We start from the raw sequence: 14,177 nt of genomic DNA, 5'->3' as shown, positions 1-14,177 counted from the left end.
GATCCGCCCCGTAGCCCGGCAGCGGACCGGATGGCGCTGCGGGACCAGCGCTGATCGGCGCGGACGGTACCGAGGTCGGCCCAGCGGTCATGGGCGGGGCCGCTGTCGGAGTCGGCATTGTCGCTCCCGGGGTCGAAGCTGTCGGAGCAACCTCTGGGCTGGTGCCCGCCAGACTTCCCAAATTGCCGAGCGTCCCACCCGCCATCGGCGTCACCGATGGTGAGGGCGGCACCTGCGGACCAGACGACTGGCCGAACCCAGCGGAACCTGGGCCGCCTTGTGCGAATGGTGGTGGACCGCCAGGCCCTCCTGGGCCCGCCGGCCCCCCGGGGGTACCCGATGCAAATGCTTGACTCAACCCGCCGCCCTGGAGGCTCTGCGGTGTAGCGCCGGCTCCACTACCACCACCGAGACCCGGCATGGAAGATGCCAGGGGCGATGTACCGCCAAGCCCGCCACCCGATCCGCCGCCACCGGGTATTCCCCCGACGCCGCCGCCTCCCGAGCCTCCGCCAGCAACGCTCGGTGATCCGCCTACACTTCCGCCGTTACCCCCGCCGCTTCCTGGCTGGCCACCGCCGCCGTTACCAGCACTTGCGCTACCACCACCACCGTTAACGCCAGCTTGGCCCCCACCGCCGCCGTTACCAGCAGCTGCGCTACCACTGCCACCGCCTGCGCTGCCAAAACCGCTGGCGGCCTTGGAGCCATTTGTGCTACCTGCTGCGTTGCTGGTTCCAGCGACTCCCGCGCTACTGACGCCACCGCCACCATTGCCAGCCCCAGCGTTGCCCGCACCCGCGCTATCAGCATTGCCCACGCCCGCATGACCGACATCGCTACCTGCGTTGCCGGCGGTATTGTCCGCGCCTCCGAAACCGCCCCCACCCCCGTCAGCACCGCTACCGGCGCCACTGCCGGGGACCGGTAAACCGTTGGAGTCAGAGGCTCCCTTACCGCCGTCCCTGCCGTTAACGCCGTCATCCGCGGTACGTTGCGGACCGTCGGTACCAAGCCCCCCCCTGGCCACCGTCATAACTCTGGGCCCGGGCCACCTCATCCGGCGTTAACGGCTGCCGCGGGGGTGGGACATCGAGAGCAGCGCCGTTTTCTTGCAGCCAATCGCGGGAATTGGCGTCGACACCCGTTTCATCAAACATCTGCTGGGTAGCGTCAACTATTGAAGTGGTCGCGGTCGATGCAGCGTCGCGAGCCTGCGAGTTAGCGTTCCAGATCACGCTGTTGATCTCACCGACTTTCACGAGCTCGTCTTCATTCTTTTTGAGAATTTTGCCGATTTCGTCGTTGCCTGACTTCGCGATGCTAGTTAGGCTGGCGCGCAGATCGTCTATTGCTTTCGCAACCGCCTTGTTCGCTTCACTCTTAGCACGGCACTGATTGGCAATGTCGAGAAGGTGCTTTCTACCCAGCCGCAGACGCGTTAGCATGTCCTCAGCAGTGTGGCCACTGTTCCGCTGCCCCAATAACGTAATACGATTATTGACACCTTCCGCTTCCCGCTGTTTGACCTCCATTTGAGCCGACCAAAAGCCGATTGCGGCGGCTGGCTGGGTGGGCGGCGCAGGCCACCACAAACCGATCAAAATCCACGTGAACGGCCTAGAGTCGGGAAGGTCAGGCACCGCACAACTCCTGCATCACCTGGTTTTTAGCATTCGAGTCGTCAACCGCAACTCTGTATTGGTCAGCGGTAGCCATGCCGTTGGTGCCAATAACTGCTGTAGTTTGATACGAATTCGCCAAAGCGCGCGCGGCGTCACGGTATTTCGGATCTAGCGCCGGGTCCGCTGCCGACGTGTCCAGGATTAGAGCACCATTGATCATGGAGATCCTCGCCAACGCTATGTCACCGCCCGGCTGTGTCTCGATGTTTAACGCGCGCGCGGCGAGCGTGTATTGATCACACAGCTTCGTCTTCGCTTCGGCCTTCTGTGCCGCCGTATAGGTAGGAGTTGACCCCGATCCCGACCGGGTGAGCGCCACGATCAACGCCGCTGCAGCAAGCACCACAGCCACGGCTGCCAGTGTCGCTGTCAGCCAGTTGCGGGATCGGACTGGTGCGGGCGGTGCGGGCCAGGGCTGTGTCATGGTCACCTCACGGATGGTAGACCCGACTCCCGATTCTTCGCTTACATCATTGTTTCCGCTGAAGCTAATCGCCGACTGTCGGTCATTCCCCGAGTGAATTGACGCCCATACGGCCGGCTGTCAGTGTTGAACGGCAGCTGACGCAGTAGAGGAGTCACGATGTTCGTCGATCCGGCAATGCTGACGGCGGGCGAGTCCCATTCCCACAGCGCCGCAAACCATGCCCACACCGGCGCGGCGTCGCTGCACCAGCCTGGCGTGACGGCGGGAATCTTCGGCAGTTTCGGCGCCGCCGACGTCTACCACAACGCGATCTGCACCGCCCACAGCGACCACATCACCATCCTCAACGGCCACCGCCGCACCCTGACCGATGTCGGCGACAAAGCCCACTATGCCGCGCGGGCGTTCACCGGCATGGATCAGCACAATGCGGCCGAACTTCGTGCGGTGCAGTGCAACTCCAGCACATAAACCTGACGCTGCTCATCGACACCGCCGGCGGTGACCCGTGGCAGGTCAACAACACCTTGCAAACCGGCAACCCAGCCACCGTCGACGAGTTGGCGCGAGCCTTTCACGACGCCGGCGCCTGCACCGCCGAATCCAGTGCCGCGTTCACCCAAGCCCGTCAACGATTCCAGGCCGCCTGGAACCGGGAGAACGGCGAACACCCCATCAACGACTCCGCCGAAGTGCAGCGCGCCACCACCACCTTGCATCTGCAACAAGCCCAGCTCACCGCGATCGGCACCGACCTGGAAACCATCGCCGCCGCGCTGGCCCAGGCACAGAAATCAGCGGCCGCCAAGATCCACGCCCTGGAGATCCAGCTCCAAGACATCGACAACCGCATCGGGATGTACCAGCAGACGAACGTCGACACCTGCGAGTTGGAGCAGGTGGCGATCGACGACACCGCCGGCATCCTGCATCAACTCGAAAAGCTGCGCGACGACTACGCCGCAACCCTGCACGCCTCAACCGCCAAACTGCTGGCCGACGGCTACGACCCGACACCCCTGCACGGCTACGATGGCGACGGCCAATCCAACCAAGACCAGCAGGTCGATCACGCCGCCGACAGCTACCGCACCACTCAGCGTGACCGCGACCGGGAACTGGTGGACAACCCCGGCGAGATGACACCGGAGAAAGTCGCCGCCGTCGCACGCCTGCGGGACTATGCCACCGCCACCGACCCCACCTCCGATCCCGATGCCCGACGCCTCGCCGGCGAGCGCCTCGACGACTTCCGCATGGCCAGCTTCATCGGCCCACTACCGCTGGACACCGTCCTGGGCGGCGACGCCCGCAGCAATGCTGCCAACCGGCTGGACTTGCAGCGCCGCCTGGAGTCCGGTTCGCTACCCCCCGACGGCTTACCGATGACCCGCGACCAGGCCACCAGAGCCCTCGACGATGCCGCAGCCGCCGCTCGCACGATGGCGCTCAACGGATTTGCCGACCGACTCCGCAATAGCGGAGTGTCCCCCGCCGGAGTCCAGCGTGCCGTCGACGCCGTCAAGAACGGGACATCACCGAGGGAGTTTTTCAACCAACTCTCGAACGCCTCCGATGCTGTCGGTGGAGGCTTGGAAAAGTATGGCGGGGCCCTGCCGACTGGACGTCATTGGCTCGACGCTGGCGTCTTCTCGAAAGCCGACGCCGAGGCCCTAGCGAAGTTTGGTAAGGGCCTGGGGGGCGCGGCCACCGGACTGGATGGTGCGCTGACCGTAATGGACGTAGTGGGCGGCAAGATCCCAGCCGGACAGGGTATCGCCGAATTCGGCGGCCGTTGGGCAGGCGGTGCCGCCGGTGGCTGGGGTGCGGCATTCTTGATGTCCTTTGTGGCCGCCCCTGAGGTAGCTGTACCCGTCGCTGTCGCCGGCGGAATTATCGGAGGTTCAAAGGTAGGCCAAGGTATTGTGGACGCCGCCGGGGGGTATTGATATGACGAATGCCTTCATAATTGCGGCCGGTCTGTGCATCGCAGCCGGCGGGAGCCTTGATTTCCTGAAGTTACCGCTGGAGTCAAGGCGCCGCCTCTATTGGTACTTGGCATTCCTGGCAGGGGTCTTCGTATTTCTTGCAGCCTACCCCGACCCCGCGAAGACTCTGGGCGCGATCGGTGTAGTACTGATTGCGACGGTTGGCTGGGCATATGTCCACACACCCTACATTCGAATCCGCGGGAGAATCTACGCGTTCCAACCGATGCACATCAATGCCGAGTCCGAAGGCGAGACGGCGAAACTCCAGCGCCACGAACAGATTGCCACACCCCCGAAGATCTGGTGGATCATCGCGGGATTCTTGCTCGCCTTCGGCGTAGCGATGTGCTGTTCATTTCTGCCCGGACGCGAAGGATTCAGCCTCCAACACTATCGCGAGCTGATCCTGTACATGGCCGGCTTCTGCGTACTGTTCGCTATCGGCATGGGCTACGGCGAAGCGAAGTTGCGCTATCCGATCGCGCAAGGACAACGCCTTCAGTTCATCATCGCGTCGATATTTTCGGCCGGTCTGTTCGCCATGCTGTATCTGACAACCTACTATTTGACGACCCGTGCGATTGTGCGGCCACGCGAATAGCGCTGCACCTCACCAACGGGCGTCGACCCGCCCCTAAATCTTGGCGTCCCGCCCCTCCCAGTACGGGTCCCGCAACTTGCGCTTGTACAGCTTGCCGTTGGGGTCGCGCGGCATCTCGGCGATGTAGTCGATCGAGCGGGGCAGCTTGAACTTCGCCAGCCGCGCCGCCGCGTACTCCATCAACTCGGCGGTCAGCGCGGCATCGCCCGCCACGTCCGCTGCCGGCTGCACGACGGCCTTGATCGCCTCGCCCCAGTCGTCGTCGGGCACCCCGAACACCGCAACATCGAGCACCTTGGGGTGCATGATCAGTTCGTTCTCGATCTCGGCTGGGTAGACGTTGACCCCGCCGGAGATGATCATGTTGGTCTTGCGGTCCTGCAGGAACAGGTAGCCCTCTTCGTCGAGATAGCCGACGTCGCCGACGGTGAACAGGTCACCGGCGCGGTTCTCGGCGGTTTTCTTCTCGTCGTTGTGGTAGGCGAAGCTCGATCCGCCCATCTGCATGTAGACGGTGCCGACCTCGCCCGGCGGCAGTTCGTTGCCGCCGTCGTCGAGCACCTTGACCACCGAGTACGGCCAGGCCTTGCCGACCGAGCCGGGGTGGGCCAGCCACTCCTCACCGCCGATCTTGGTGCCGCCGCCCTCGGTAGCCGCGTAGTACTCGGTGATCACCGGTCCCCACCAGTCCAGCATCTGCCGCTTGACCTCGGGCGGGCACGGCGCCGCGCCGTGGATGACGTTGCGCAGCGAGGACACGTCGTAGCGCGCCCGCACCTCGGCCGGCAGTGCCAACAACCGGCGGAACTGGGTGGGCACCATGTGACTGTGGGTCACCCGGTGCTCGGCGATCAGCGAAAGCATCTCCTCGGGGTCCCATTTGTCCATCAGCACCACCTTGTGGCCCAGCTGGATGGAGATCGACGAGAAATTAAGCACCGCAGTGTGATACAGCGGCGACCCGCAGATATGCACGTGATCGTCGAACGGCGCCAGGTCATACAGCGCGAAGAAGCCGGCGGAGGCGACCGGCACCGCGTCGGGGTCGGCTCCGGTCAACGGACGCTTGACGCCCTTGGGCTTGCCGGTGGTGCCGGAGGTGTAGAGCATTGCCGCACCCATGGTGCGCACGTCCGGCCTGCCCTCCTCGCCGGCGCCCAGTGCCGACAACGGGGCGAACCCGTCGACGTCACCGACGGCGAACCGCCTGCCGGCGGGCAGGCCGGCCTCGTCGGCGGCGATCTTCGACGCTTCGGCGAACCGTTCGTGGGCGACAAGGACTTTCGCGCCGCTGTCAGAGAGGATGTAGCCGATCTCCGGGCCGGTCAGGTGCCAGTTGATGGCGACGATGTACAGCCCGGTCTGCATGGCGGCGAAGTACACCGCCAGCGTGTCGACGATGTTGGGCAGCACCATCACCAGCACATCGCCGGGCTCCAGCCCCAGCGCCTGCAGGCCGCGCCCGTAGCGGTCGGCACGGGCGGCCAGTTCACCGTAGGTCAGCTGGCCGCCGTGTACGTCGACCACCGCGACGGCATCCGGGGTGTCACGGGCGATGTTCCACAGACCGGCTTCGCTCATCCAGCCAATCTAGAACGTGTTCTAGTCCGCTTGCAAGGCCAGGCTGCACCGCGCTCAGAGCAGCGACGCGAGCTGCTGAACCTGGGCGGTGTCGCGCGCGGCGACGACCATCATCGTCACCCCGGCGGCCTCCCACACCTTGATCTGCTTACGCACGTAGTCGATGTCGCCGACGATCACGGCGTCATCGACCAGTTCGTCGGGGATGACCTTGGCGGCCTCATCTTTGCGGTCCGAGCGGAACAGCTTGGTGACGTCGTCGACGACCTCCGAATACCCCATCCGGCGGTAGACCTCGGCGTGGAAGTTGGTGTCCTCCGAACCCATGCCGCCCATGTAGAGCGCCAGGAACGGCTTGATGCCGGCGAACGCCGCGGCGCGATCGGAGGTGATGACCACCTGGGCGGTCGCGCAGATCTCGAAGTCCTCGCGGGTGCGCCGCGCCCCGGGCCGCGCGAAGCCCTCGTCGAGCCATTCGTTGTACATGTCGGCCAGTCGCGGTGCGTAGAAGATCGGCAGCCAGCCGTCGGCGATCTCGGCGGCCAGTGCGACGTTCTTCGGCCCTTCCGCACCGAGCATCACCGGGATGTCGGCGCGGCGCGGGTGAGTGATCGGCTTGAGCGCCTTGCCCAGCCCGGTGGTGCCCTCACCGGACAACGGCAGCGGGTAGTGCGGTCCGGCGCTGGTCACCGGGGCCTCACGCGCCCACACCTGGCGCAGGATGTCGATGTATTCGCGGGTGCGGGCCAGCGGCTTGCCGAATCGCTGGCCGTACCAGCCCTCCACCACCTGTGGGCCAGAGACACCGAGCCCGAGGATGTGCCGGCCGCCCGAGAGGTGATCCAGTGTCAGCGCGGCCATCGCACACGCGGTCGGCGTGCGCGCCGACAGTTGCACCACCGAGGTGCCCAGCCGCACCCGCGACGTCGAGGACCCCCACCACGCCAGCGGCGTGTAGGCATCCGAACCCCAGGCTTCGGCGGTGAAGACGGCGTCGAAGCCGACATCCTCGGCCGCGGCCACCAATTCGGCGTGGTTGGTCGGCGGCTGCGCGCCCCAATATCCCAGTTGCAGTCCCAGCTTCATCGGTGAATTCCTTCTCGTCTTCTTGCTCAGATTCCTAGAACCTGTTCTACTCGATGCCGTGACCGTCAGCGAACACCGCTCCGCCCTGACAGAACCGTCGGAACCGCCGCTGTCCGCCCCATTGGGGTTGTCGTTCGACTACACCCGTTCGACGGGTCCGGTTCTGGGCCAATTCTTCACCGCTCTGCGTGAGCGCCGCATCGTCGGGGTCCGCGGCTCCGACGGGCGGGTGTACGTACCGCCCGCCGAGTACGACCCGGTCACATACGAACAGCTCACGGAGATCGTACCGGTGGCCAGTGTCGGAACCGTAGTGTCATGGTCCTGGCAGCCGGAGCCCCTGGAGGGCCAGCCGCTGGACACTCCGTTCGCCTGGGCGCTGATCAAGCTCGACGGCGCCGACGTGCCATTGCTGCACGCGGTGGCCGCCGAAGGCCCCAAGGCGATCAGCGCCGGTACCCGGGTGCACGTGCACTGGGCCGAGGAAACGGTCGGCGCGATCACCGACATCGCGTACTTCGCGATCGGCGAGGACCCCGAACCGGTCGAGCAAGGATCCGACGACCGGGATCCGGTGTCGATGGTGATCACCCCGATAGCCCTGGAGATCCAGCACAGCGCCTCGCACCCGGAGAGCGCGTACCTTCGCGCGTTCAAGGAGGGCAAGCTGCTGGGCGCGCGTACCGGCACAGACGGAAAGGTCTACTTCCCCGCCCGAGAGGCCGACCCGGCCACCGGCCGACAGCTCACCGACTACGTCGAATTGCCGGACACCGGCACCATCACCACGTTCGCGATCATCAACATCCCGTTCCAGGGCCAGAAGATCAAACCGCCCTACGTGGCGGCCTACGTGCTGCTCGACGGCGCCGACATCCCGTTCCTGACACTGGTTTCCGACGTCGACGCCGCCGACGTGCGGATGGGCATGCGGGTGCAGGCGGTGTGGAAGCCCCGCGAGGAATGGACCTACGGCATGGAGAACATCGAGTACTTCCGGCCGACCGGGGAGCCGGACGCCGACTACGACACCTACAAGCACCACCTGTAAGGGGAACCCGCCAGATGAGCACTCGCGATGTCGCGGTGGTGGGTTTCGCCCACGCCCCGCACGTCCGCCGCACCGACGGCACCACCAACGGCGTCGAAATGCTGATGCCGTGCTTCGAGCAACTATACCGTGAACTGGGAATCGAACGCGCCGACATCGGATTCTGGTGCTCCGGTTCCTCGGATTACCTTGCCGGGCGGGCCTTCTCGTTCATCTCGGCGATCGACTCGATCGGCGCGGTGCCGCCGATCAATGAGTCGCATGTGGAGATGGACGGCGCGTGGGCGCTGTATGAGGCCTACATCAAGGTGCTGACCGGCGAGGTCGACACCGCGCTGGCTTACGGCTTCGGCAAGTCCTCGGCCGGCCAGCTGCGCCGGATTCTGGCGCTGCAGACCGATCCCTACACCGTCGCCCCGCTGTGGCCGGACTCGATCTCGATCGCCGGACTGCAGGCCCGGCTCGGCCTCGACGGCGGGCAGTGGACCCAAGAGCAGATGGCCCGGGTGGCGCTGGAGTCCTTCGCGGTCGCCGAACGGGTGGATTCGGTGGAGTCCTCCGACAGCCTCGACGAACTGCTGGAGCGTCCGTTCTTCGCCGACCCGCTGCGCCGGCACGACATCGCACCGATCACCGACGGCGCCGCCGCGATCGTCCTGGCCGCCGGCGACAAGGCCCGTGAACTGTGCGAAAATCCAGCCTGGATCACCGGTTTCGAGCACCGCATCGACTCCCCGGTGCTCGGCAGCCGCGATCTGACCCGCTCGCCGTCGACCACCGCATCGGCACGCGCGGCCAGCGGCGACGACATGCCCGCGGTGGAAGTCGCCGAGATCCATGCGCCGTTCACCCATCAGCACCTGATCCTGACCGAGGCGATGCGGTTGCCGTCGCGGGCGAAGGTCAACCCATCGGGCGGTGCGCTGGCGGCCAATCCGATGTTCGTCGCCGGGCTGGAGCGGATCGGTTTCGCCGCCCAACACATCTTCAATGGCTCGGCAGGCCGGGTGCTCGCGCACGCCACCAGCGGGCCGGCGCTGCAGCAGAACCTGGTCGCGGTGATGGAGGGACGTAACTGATGACCACCCAACTTGCCGCGGTGCTGGGCACCGGACAGACCAAGTACGTCGCCAAGCGTCACGACGTATCGATGAACGGGCTGGTGCGCGAGGCGATCGACCGCGCGCTCGCCGACTCCGGCTCGACGTTCGCCGACATCGACGCGGTGGTGGTCGGCAAGGCGCCGGACTTCTTCGAGGGCGTGATGATGCCGGAGCTGTTCATGGCAGATGCCGTGGGCGCCACGGGCAAGCCGCTGATCCGGGTGCACACTGCGGGCTCGGTGGGCGGGTCGACTGCAATCGTCGCCGCCAGCCTGGTCAAGTCCGGCAAGTACCGCCGGGTGCTGGCGATGGCCTGGGAGAAGCAGTCGGAGTCCAACGCCATGTGGGGGCTTTCCATCCCGGTGCCGTTCACCAAGCCGGTCGGGGCCGGTGCCGGCGGCTATTTCGCCCCGCACGTGCGTGCCTACATCCGCCGGTCCGGCGCCCCGGTGGACACCGGCGCCAAGGTGGTGGTCAAAGACCGGCTCAACGGTGCCCGCAATCCGCTCGCGCACCTGCACCAGCCCGACATCACCGTCGAGAAGGTGATGTCGTCACAGATGCTGTGGGATCCGATCCGTTTCGACGAGACCTGTCCGTCCTCGGACGGCGCATGCGCGGTGGTGATCGGCGACGAGGACACCGCCGACGCCCGGGTCGCCGCGGGCCATCCGGTGGCCTGGATTCATGCCACCGCGCTGCGCACCGAGCCGCTGGCCTATGCCGGCCGCGACCAGGTCAACCCGCAGGCCGGTCGGGACGCCGCGGCCGCGCTCTGGCGCGACGCCGGGATCACCAGCCCGATCGACGAGATCGACGCCGCGGAGATCTACGTGCCGTTCTCCTGGTTCGAGCCGATGTGGCTGGAGAACCTGGGTTTCGCCGCGCCCGGTGAGGGCTGGAAGCTCACCCAGGCCGGCGAGACCGCGATCGACGGCAAGCTGCCGGTGAACCCGTCCGGCGGGGTGTTGTCGTCCAACCCGATCGGGGCGTCGGGCATGATCCGGTTCGCCGAGTCCGCGATCCAGGTGATGGGCAAGGGCGGTGACCACCAGGTTCCCAATGCCCGCAAGGCGCTGGGGCACGCCTATGGCGGCGGCTCGCAGTACTACTCGATGTGGGTGGTCGGCAGCGAGAAACCCGGCAAACCTTCCGCATGATGAAGTACACCCTCAGCGTCGCGATGGGGCCGATCGATGAACTGGTCGCATTGGCCCAGTCCGCCGAAGAGGTGGGTTTCGACGCGATCGCGCTGCCTGACTCGCTGTTCTACATGGAATCCGCGGCCGCGGACTATCCCTACACCCCAGACGGCTCCCGGATGTGGAACGCCGAGACGCCCTGGGTGGATCCGCTGATCGCCGCCGCCGCGATGGGGGCGGTCACCTCGACACTGCGGTTCTACACCAACGTGCTCAAGCTGGGGTCACGCAACCCGCTGCTGCTGGCCCGCCAAGTTGGCTCTGTGGCCAACCTGACCGGTAACCGGTTCGCATTGGGCGTCGGGATCGGCTGGGCGCCCGAGGAATTCGAATGGTGTGGCGTTCCCTATGCTCGCCGCGGCGCGCGGGTCGACGAGATGATCGATGTCATCAAACTGGTGCTGGCCGGCGGGATGGTCGAATTCCACGGCCAGTTCTACGATTTCGACCGGCTGCAGATGAGCCCGGCACCGAGTCTGCCGGTGCCGTTCTATGTGGGCGGGCACACCGACGTCGCGTTGAAGCGCGCTGCCCGGATCGGTGACGGCTGGACGTCGGCGATGATGACCGGCGCGCAGCTGGCCGAGACCATCGGCAAGCTCCGTGCGCTGTTGGCCGAGTACGACCGCGCCGACCTGCCGTTCGAGTATCAGGCCGTGTGCATCGACAAGTTCGGCGTCGACGGCCACCGCGAACTGGCGGAGGCTGGCGTCACCGACAATATCGTGATCCCCTGGATGCTCGACGGATTGGGCTTCGACGCGCCGCTGGCCGCCAAGCGGGACTCCCTGAAACGTTTCGCCGACACCTATATCCATTCCGGCTGGCAGGAGTAGACCCATGGCCAACACCGATCACCCCGCCCACCTGGCAGGCCAACGCTCCCGCGATGCGGTGGCCGCACGCGACAAGGAGACCTGGCTGTCGGTCTTTGCCGACGACGCCATCGTCGAGGACCCGATCGGTCCCTCGCCGTTCGACCCCGAGGGCAAGGGCCACCGCGGCCGGGATGCGATCTCGGCGTTCTGGGACAAGGCGATCGCCCCGACCGACAAGATCGAGTTCAATTTCGTCGACAGCTTCGCCTGCGGCAATGAGCAGGCCAACGTCGGCTCGATCGTGACCACCATGGCGGGCCACCAGATCACCACCGACGGCGTGTTCACCTACCGGGTCAACGACGAGGGCAAGCTGATCGCACTGCGCGCGTTCTGGGAGGTCGAGCGCGCGGCAAAGACCGCTCGCAAACTCTGAATCTCGCTCGATTCATTGACTCCGGCGCCCGTGGGGAGTAATTTTCTGCGCCTAGCCGACATATAACAAGATCGCCCGTTGGGGAAAGGGCGTCTTGTTGGGGGGTGGGCCATGCGGATTCGCGTTTCGGTAGGACTCCTGGGCGCCGCGGTGAGCCTCGGTGTCGCATTCGCGGGTAACGCCACCGCCGAGGACATCGACGACGGCTGGCCCTACGGCGGCGTGGGAGGGCTCACCCCGTCGTCTCTGGCTCTGCCCGGTTTTCTCGTCATAGCCCAGGGATATGGCACCAACGAAGGTCAGCACGCCTTCGGTCCCATCGTCGACAACTGGGGCGACTACACCGCCACCCACGACGTCGACAAGACCGACGACTGGTACACCGTCCACGACAACACGTTCATCATTCCCGGCCTCTACACCAACCAGCACACTGAGGTCACCAACGTGCTCGACGATGCGGCCGGCTACCCCAGTGTGGGAACCGTCTTCGACGAAACTGAGCTCTTCCGTTCCAACAGCCCTGTCGGCGCCATCGACTGGTTCACCTCATCCACGCTCAATGACCCGGAGGTGGGATACGCCAGCCAGTTCACGATGTGGCCCTTGTTCATGAACACCTTCCTCTACACCGACGATGGCATGAAAGACGTAGTGAGCAGCTTCGGCCAGCAATTCACCGTGTTCGAGCTCCCCTTCACCGACGCGTCCGGCGCCGGAGATGCATCGGATGCCGGCGGCGGCTTCGCCCAACTGCTGGCCGAACTGGCCGGCGCTGCACCGGGCGCAACGGATCTGTTGTGACCCGTCGGCCCCACCGCCGGCCGGCGTCAGGCCTGGGCAGTCGGCGTTGACCAACCCTGGCAAAAGTGATAATTTCCTGAAAATAAAAAGACGGCTTTTCGCTTTTCAAGGGGTAGTCATGGGCAAGACCCGCATCGCGGTGGGAGTCTTGGGAGCCGCAGTCGGGGTCGCGGTCGCACTCGCCGGCCACGCCGGCGCCGACGCGATCGAGGACGGCTGGCCCTACGGCACCGATACTTTTATGGGCGCGCCCGGCTACATCGACGGGACTTCGTGGACGAACAAAGGGGGAGAGCAGTTCGGCCCGATCGGCACTTCCTACGGCGACTACATCGCCACCCATACCTACCAGGGAGCCGACGACTGGTACACCGCCCACCAAAGCACGTTCTACGTCCCCTTCTTCTACTCCAGCGAGCACACCGAGGTCACCGGCCTGCTCGATGACTCGGCCGGCTATCCCAGCGTGGGAACAGTCATCGACACGACCAATCTTTTCGAGTTCGACACCCATGTCGTCGGGCTGGTCAACCTGTTCAGCAACACCGTCATCAACGACCCTGATCTCGGGTACGCCAGCCAATTCATCATGTGGCCGGTGTTCACCAACACCTTCTTGATCACCGAAGACGGCATGAAAGACTTGGTGGGCGTCCCCGGACAGCAATTCACCCTGTTTGAGATCCCGTTCACCGACGCGTCGGGCGGCGCGGACGCCTCCGATGCCGGCGACATGTTCGCCCAACTGCTGGCCGAACTCGCGGCGATCGAGACTTAGTTCGGTCTAGCTAGCTCGGCTCCACGGCCTCCAACCCGTCGCGGTAGCGCTGCGCGAGACCGCGATAGTACGGCGGGTTTGCGTCGATCCACATCTCGGCGCCGGTGCCCGCGATCGGGCCCTTGATGACCGCGGGTGCACCGGTCACCAGCATCCCGTCGGGGATCTTGGTCCCGGCCAGCACCGTTGCGCCGGCCGCGACCAGGGTGCGGCTGCCGATGACCGCGCCGTCGAGCACCGTGGCGTGATTGCCGATCAGTGCCTCGGCGCCGATGTGCGCGCCGTGAATCAGGCACATGTGAGCCACCGTCGCACCGGGGCCGATGTCCACCGGCACCCCCGGCGGTACGTGCAGCACCGAGCCGTCCTGCACGTTGGCCCCTTCACGCACCACGATGGGTGCATCGTCGCCGCGCAGCACGGCACCGAACCACACCGACGCACCGGCCTCGATGGTGACGTCGCCGATCAGGGTGGCGGTCGGCGCGACGAAGGCGCTGGGGTCGATCCGGGGAGAACGGCCGTTGAAGGAGAAGAGCTGCATTGTTCAGGTATACCCCAGGGCCGAAAGACCCCTATCCAACTGGCTTTATTGCATAACCGGGCAGCAAAAC

16 protein-coding genes are annotated in these 14,177 nt (G+C 65.6%); 10 read left to right on the top strand and 6 right to left on the bottom strand.

Going from position 1 to position 14,177, the window contains the following annotated elements; translation table 11 throughout:
* Window positions 1-534: 534 nt before the first annotated feature.
* The 3 genes from G6N19_RS12015 to G6N19_RS12005 all read right to left on the bottom strand — a co-directional run bounded on the left by G6N19_RS12015 (window position 535) and on the right by G6N19_RS12005 (window position 2,109).
* Window positions 535-672, bottom strand: coding sequence for a hypothetical protein (locus tag G6N19_RS12015; RefSeq protein WP_193465015.1), 138 nt, complete (start codon window positions 670-672; stop codon window positions 535-537).
* Between the two features lie 308 nt (window positions 673-980).
* On the bottom strand, window positions 981-1,643 hold the full coding sequence (locus G6N19_RS12010; protein WP_158019500.1) for a hypothetical protein: 663 nt from the start codon (window positions 1,641-1,643) through the stop codon (window positions 981-983).
* Entirely contained in the window at window positions 1,636-2,109 is a 474-nt protein-coding gene (locus tag G6N19_RS12005; protein WP_081465677.1) for a hypothetical protein, read from the bottom strand. Before G6N19_RS12005 ends, G6N19_RS12010 begins: the two co-directional genes overlap by 8 nt.
* A gap of 159 nt (window positions 2,110-2,268) precedes the next feature.
* Between G6N19_RS12005 and G6N19_RS12000 the strand changes: the two genes are divergently transcribed.
* The 3 genes from G6N19_RS12000 to G6N19_RS11990 are packed head-to-tail and all read left to right on the top strand — an operon-like array spanning window position 2,269 to window position 4,704.
* Window positions 2,269-2,583: a DUF2563 family protein gene (locus tag G6N19_RS12000; RefSeq protein WP_013830580.1), complete on the top strand. Its 315-nt coding sequence runs from the start codon at window positions 2,269-2,271 to the stop codon at window positions 2,581-2,583.
* Complete coding sequence (locus tag G6N19_RS11995; protein ID WP_013830581.1) at window positions 2,565-4,061, top strand: putative alpha/beta hydrolase; 1,497 nt, start codon at window positions 2,565-2,567, stop codon at window positions 4,059-4,061. Before G6N19_RS12000 ends, G6N19_RS11995 begins: the two co-directional genes overlap by 19 nt.
* A 1-nt stretch (window position 4,062) precedes the next feature.
* Window positions 4,063-4,704, top strand: coding sequence for a hypothetical protein (locus G6N19_RS11990; protein WP_158019501.1), 642 nt, complete (start codon window positions 4,063-4,065; stop codon window positions 4,702-4,704).
* A 33-nt stretch (window positions 4,705-4,737) separates the two neighbouring features.
* Here the strand turns inward: G6N19_RS11990 and G6N19_RS11985 are convergent, their stop codons facing one another.
* Window positions 4,738-6,285, bottom strand: a complete 1,548-nt coding sequence (locus G6N19_RS11985; RefSeq protein ID WP_013830583.1) for an acyl-CoA synthetase — start codon at window positions 6,283-6,285, stop codon at window positions 4,738-4,740.
* 54 nt (window positions 6,286-6,339) lie between these two features.
* Entirely contained in the window at window positions 6,340-7,371 is a 1,032-nt protein-coding gene (locus G6N19_RS11980; protein ID WP_013830584.1) for an LLM class F420-dependent oxidoreductase, read from the bottom strand.
* 85 nt (window positions 7,372-7,456) lie between these two features.
* Between G6N19_RS11980 and G6N19_RS11975 the strand changes: the two genes are divergently transcribed.
* From G6N19_RS11975 to G6N19_RS11945, 7 genes are all read left to right on the top strand, one after another.
* Window positions 7,457-8,422, top strand: coding sequence for a Zn-ribbon domain-containing OB-fold protein (locus tag G6N19_RS11975; protein ID WP_193466385.1), 966 nt, complete (start codon window positions 7,457-7,459; stop codon window positions 8,420-8,422).
* Between the two features lie 14 nt (window positions 8,423-8,436).
* Window positions 8,437-9,501 (top strand): thiolase domain-containing protein, encoded by a 1,065-nt coding sequence (locus tag G6N19_RS11970; RefSeq protein WP_013830586.1) that lies wholly within the window; start codon window positions 8,437-8,439, stop codon window positions 9,499-9,501.
* Complete coding sequence (locus tag G6N19_RS11965) at window positions 9,501-10,685, top strand: thiolase domain-containing protein (protein ID WP_013830587.1); 1,185 nt, start codon at window positions 9,501-9,503, stop codon at window positions 10,683-10,685. Before G6N19_RS11970 ends, G6N19_RS11965 begins: the two co-directional genes overlap by 1 nt.
* Window positions 10,685-11,563 carry a TIGR03619 family F420-dependent LLM class oxidoreductase gene (locus G6N19_RS11960; protein ID WP_041318826.1) on the top strand — a complete coding sequence of 293 codons (879 nt, stop codon included), beginning with the start codon at window positions 10,685-10,687 and terminating at the stop codon, window positions 11,561-11,563. Before G6N19_RS11965 ends, G6N19_RS11960 begins: the two co-directional genes overlap by 1 nt.
* A gap of 4 nt (window positions 11,564-11,567) precedes the next feature.
* Window positions 11,568-11,981, top strand: coding sequence for a nuclear transport factor 2 family protein (locus tag G6N19_RS11955; RefSeq protein WP_013830589.1), 414 nt, complete (start codon window positions 11,568-11,570; stop codon window positions 11,979-11,981).
* Window positions 11,982-12,092: 111 nt separating this feature from the next.
* Window positions 12,093-12,785, top strand: a complete 693-nt coding sequence (locus tag G6N19_RS11950) for a hypothetical protein (protein ID WP_013830590.1) — start codon at window positions 12,093-12,095, stop codon at window positions 12,783-12,785.
* A 118-nt stretch (window positions 12,786-12,903) separates the two neighbouring features.
* Window positions 12,904-13,563 carry a hypothetical protein gene (locus tag G6N19_RS11945; RefSeq protein WP_193465014.1) on the top strand — a complete coding sequence of 220 codons (660 nt, stop codon included), beginning with the start codon at window positions 12,904-12,906 and terminating at the stop codon, window positions 13,561-13,563.
* 10 nt (window positions 13,564-13,573) lie between these two features.
* Here G6N19_RS11945 and G6N19_RS11940 read toward each other — a convergent pair whose 3' ends face one another.
* On the bottom strand, window positions 13,574-14,107 hold the full coding sequence (locus tag G6N19_RS11940) for a gamma carbonic anhydrase family protein (protein WP_013830592.1): 534 nt from the start codon (window positions 14,105-14,107) through the stop codon (window positions 13,574-13,576).
* Window positions 14,108-14,177 lie beyond the last annotated feature (70 nt).

Origin of the sequence: Mycobacterium novum (assembly GCF_010726505.1) — a bacterium.
Classification (GTDB): Bacteria; Actinomycetota; Actinomycetes; order Mycobacteriales; family Mycobacteriaceae; genus Mycobacterium; species Mycobacterium algericum.
Note: the sequence above shows the minus strand (reverse complement) of the source record. Positions and strands in the feature narration are given on the sequence as shown.

What these genes read in the sequence shown, in the direction of transcription:
- G6N19_RS12000 (WP_013830580.1), top strand. Translation starts at nt 2,269, where the DNA reads ATGTTCGTCGATCCGGCAATGCTGACGGCGGGCGAGTCCCATTCCCAC.
- G6N19_RS11950 (WP_013830590.1), top strand. Translation starts at nt 12,093, where the DNA reads ATGCGGATTCGCGTTTCGGTAGGACTCCTGGGCGCCGCGGTGAGCCTC.
- G6N19_RS11960 (WP_041318826.1), top strand. Translation starts at nt 10,685, where the DNA reads ATGAAGTACACCCTCAGCGTCGCGATGGGGCCGATCGATGAACTGGTC.
- G6N19_RS11945 (WP_193465014.1), top strand. Translation starts at nt 12,904, where the DNA reads ATGGGCAAGACCCGCATCGCGGTGGGAGTCTTGGGAGCCGCAGTCGGG.
- G6N19_RS11985 (WP_013830583.1), bottom strand. Translation starts at nt 6,285, where the DNA reads ATGAGCGAAGCCGGTCTGTGGAACATCGCCCGTGACACCCCGGATGCC.
- G6N19_RS12005 (WP_081465677.1), bottom strand. Translation starts at nt 2,109, where the DNA reads ATGACACAGCCCTGGCCCGCACCGCCCGCACCAGTCCGATCCCGCAAC.
- G6N19_RS11970 (WP_013830586.1), top strand. Translation starts at nt 8,437, where the DNA reads ATGAGCACTCGCGATGTCGCGGTGGTGGGTTTCGCCCACGCCCCGCAC.
- G6N19_RS11940 (WP_013830592.1), bottom strand. Translation starts at nt 14,107, where the DNA reads ATGCAGCTCTTCTCCTTCAACGGCCGTTCTCCCCGGATCGACCCCAGC.
- G6N19_RS11980 (WP_013830584.1), bottom strand. Translation starts at nt 7,371, where the DNA reads ATGAAGCTGGGACTGCAACTGGGATATTGGGGCGCGCAGCCGCCGACC.
- G6N19_RS11955 (WP_013830589.1), top strand. Translation starts at nt 11,568, where the DNA reads ATGGCCAACACCGATCACCCCGCCCACCTGGCAGGCCAACGCTCCCGC.
- G6N19_RS11990 (WP_158019501.1), top strand. Translation starts at nt 4,063, where the DNA reads ATGACGAATGCCTTCATAATTGCGGCCGGTCTGTGCATCGCAGCCGGC.
- G6N19_RS11965 (WP_013830587.1), top strand. Translation starts at nt 9,501, where the DNA reads ATGACCACCCAACTTGCCGCGGTGCTGGGCACCGGACAGACCAAGTAC.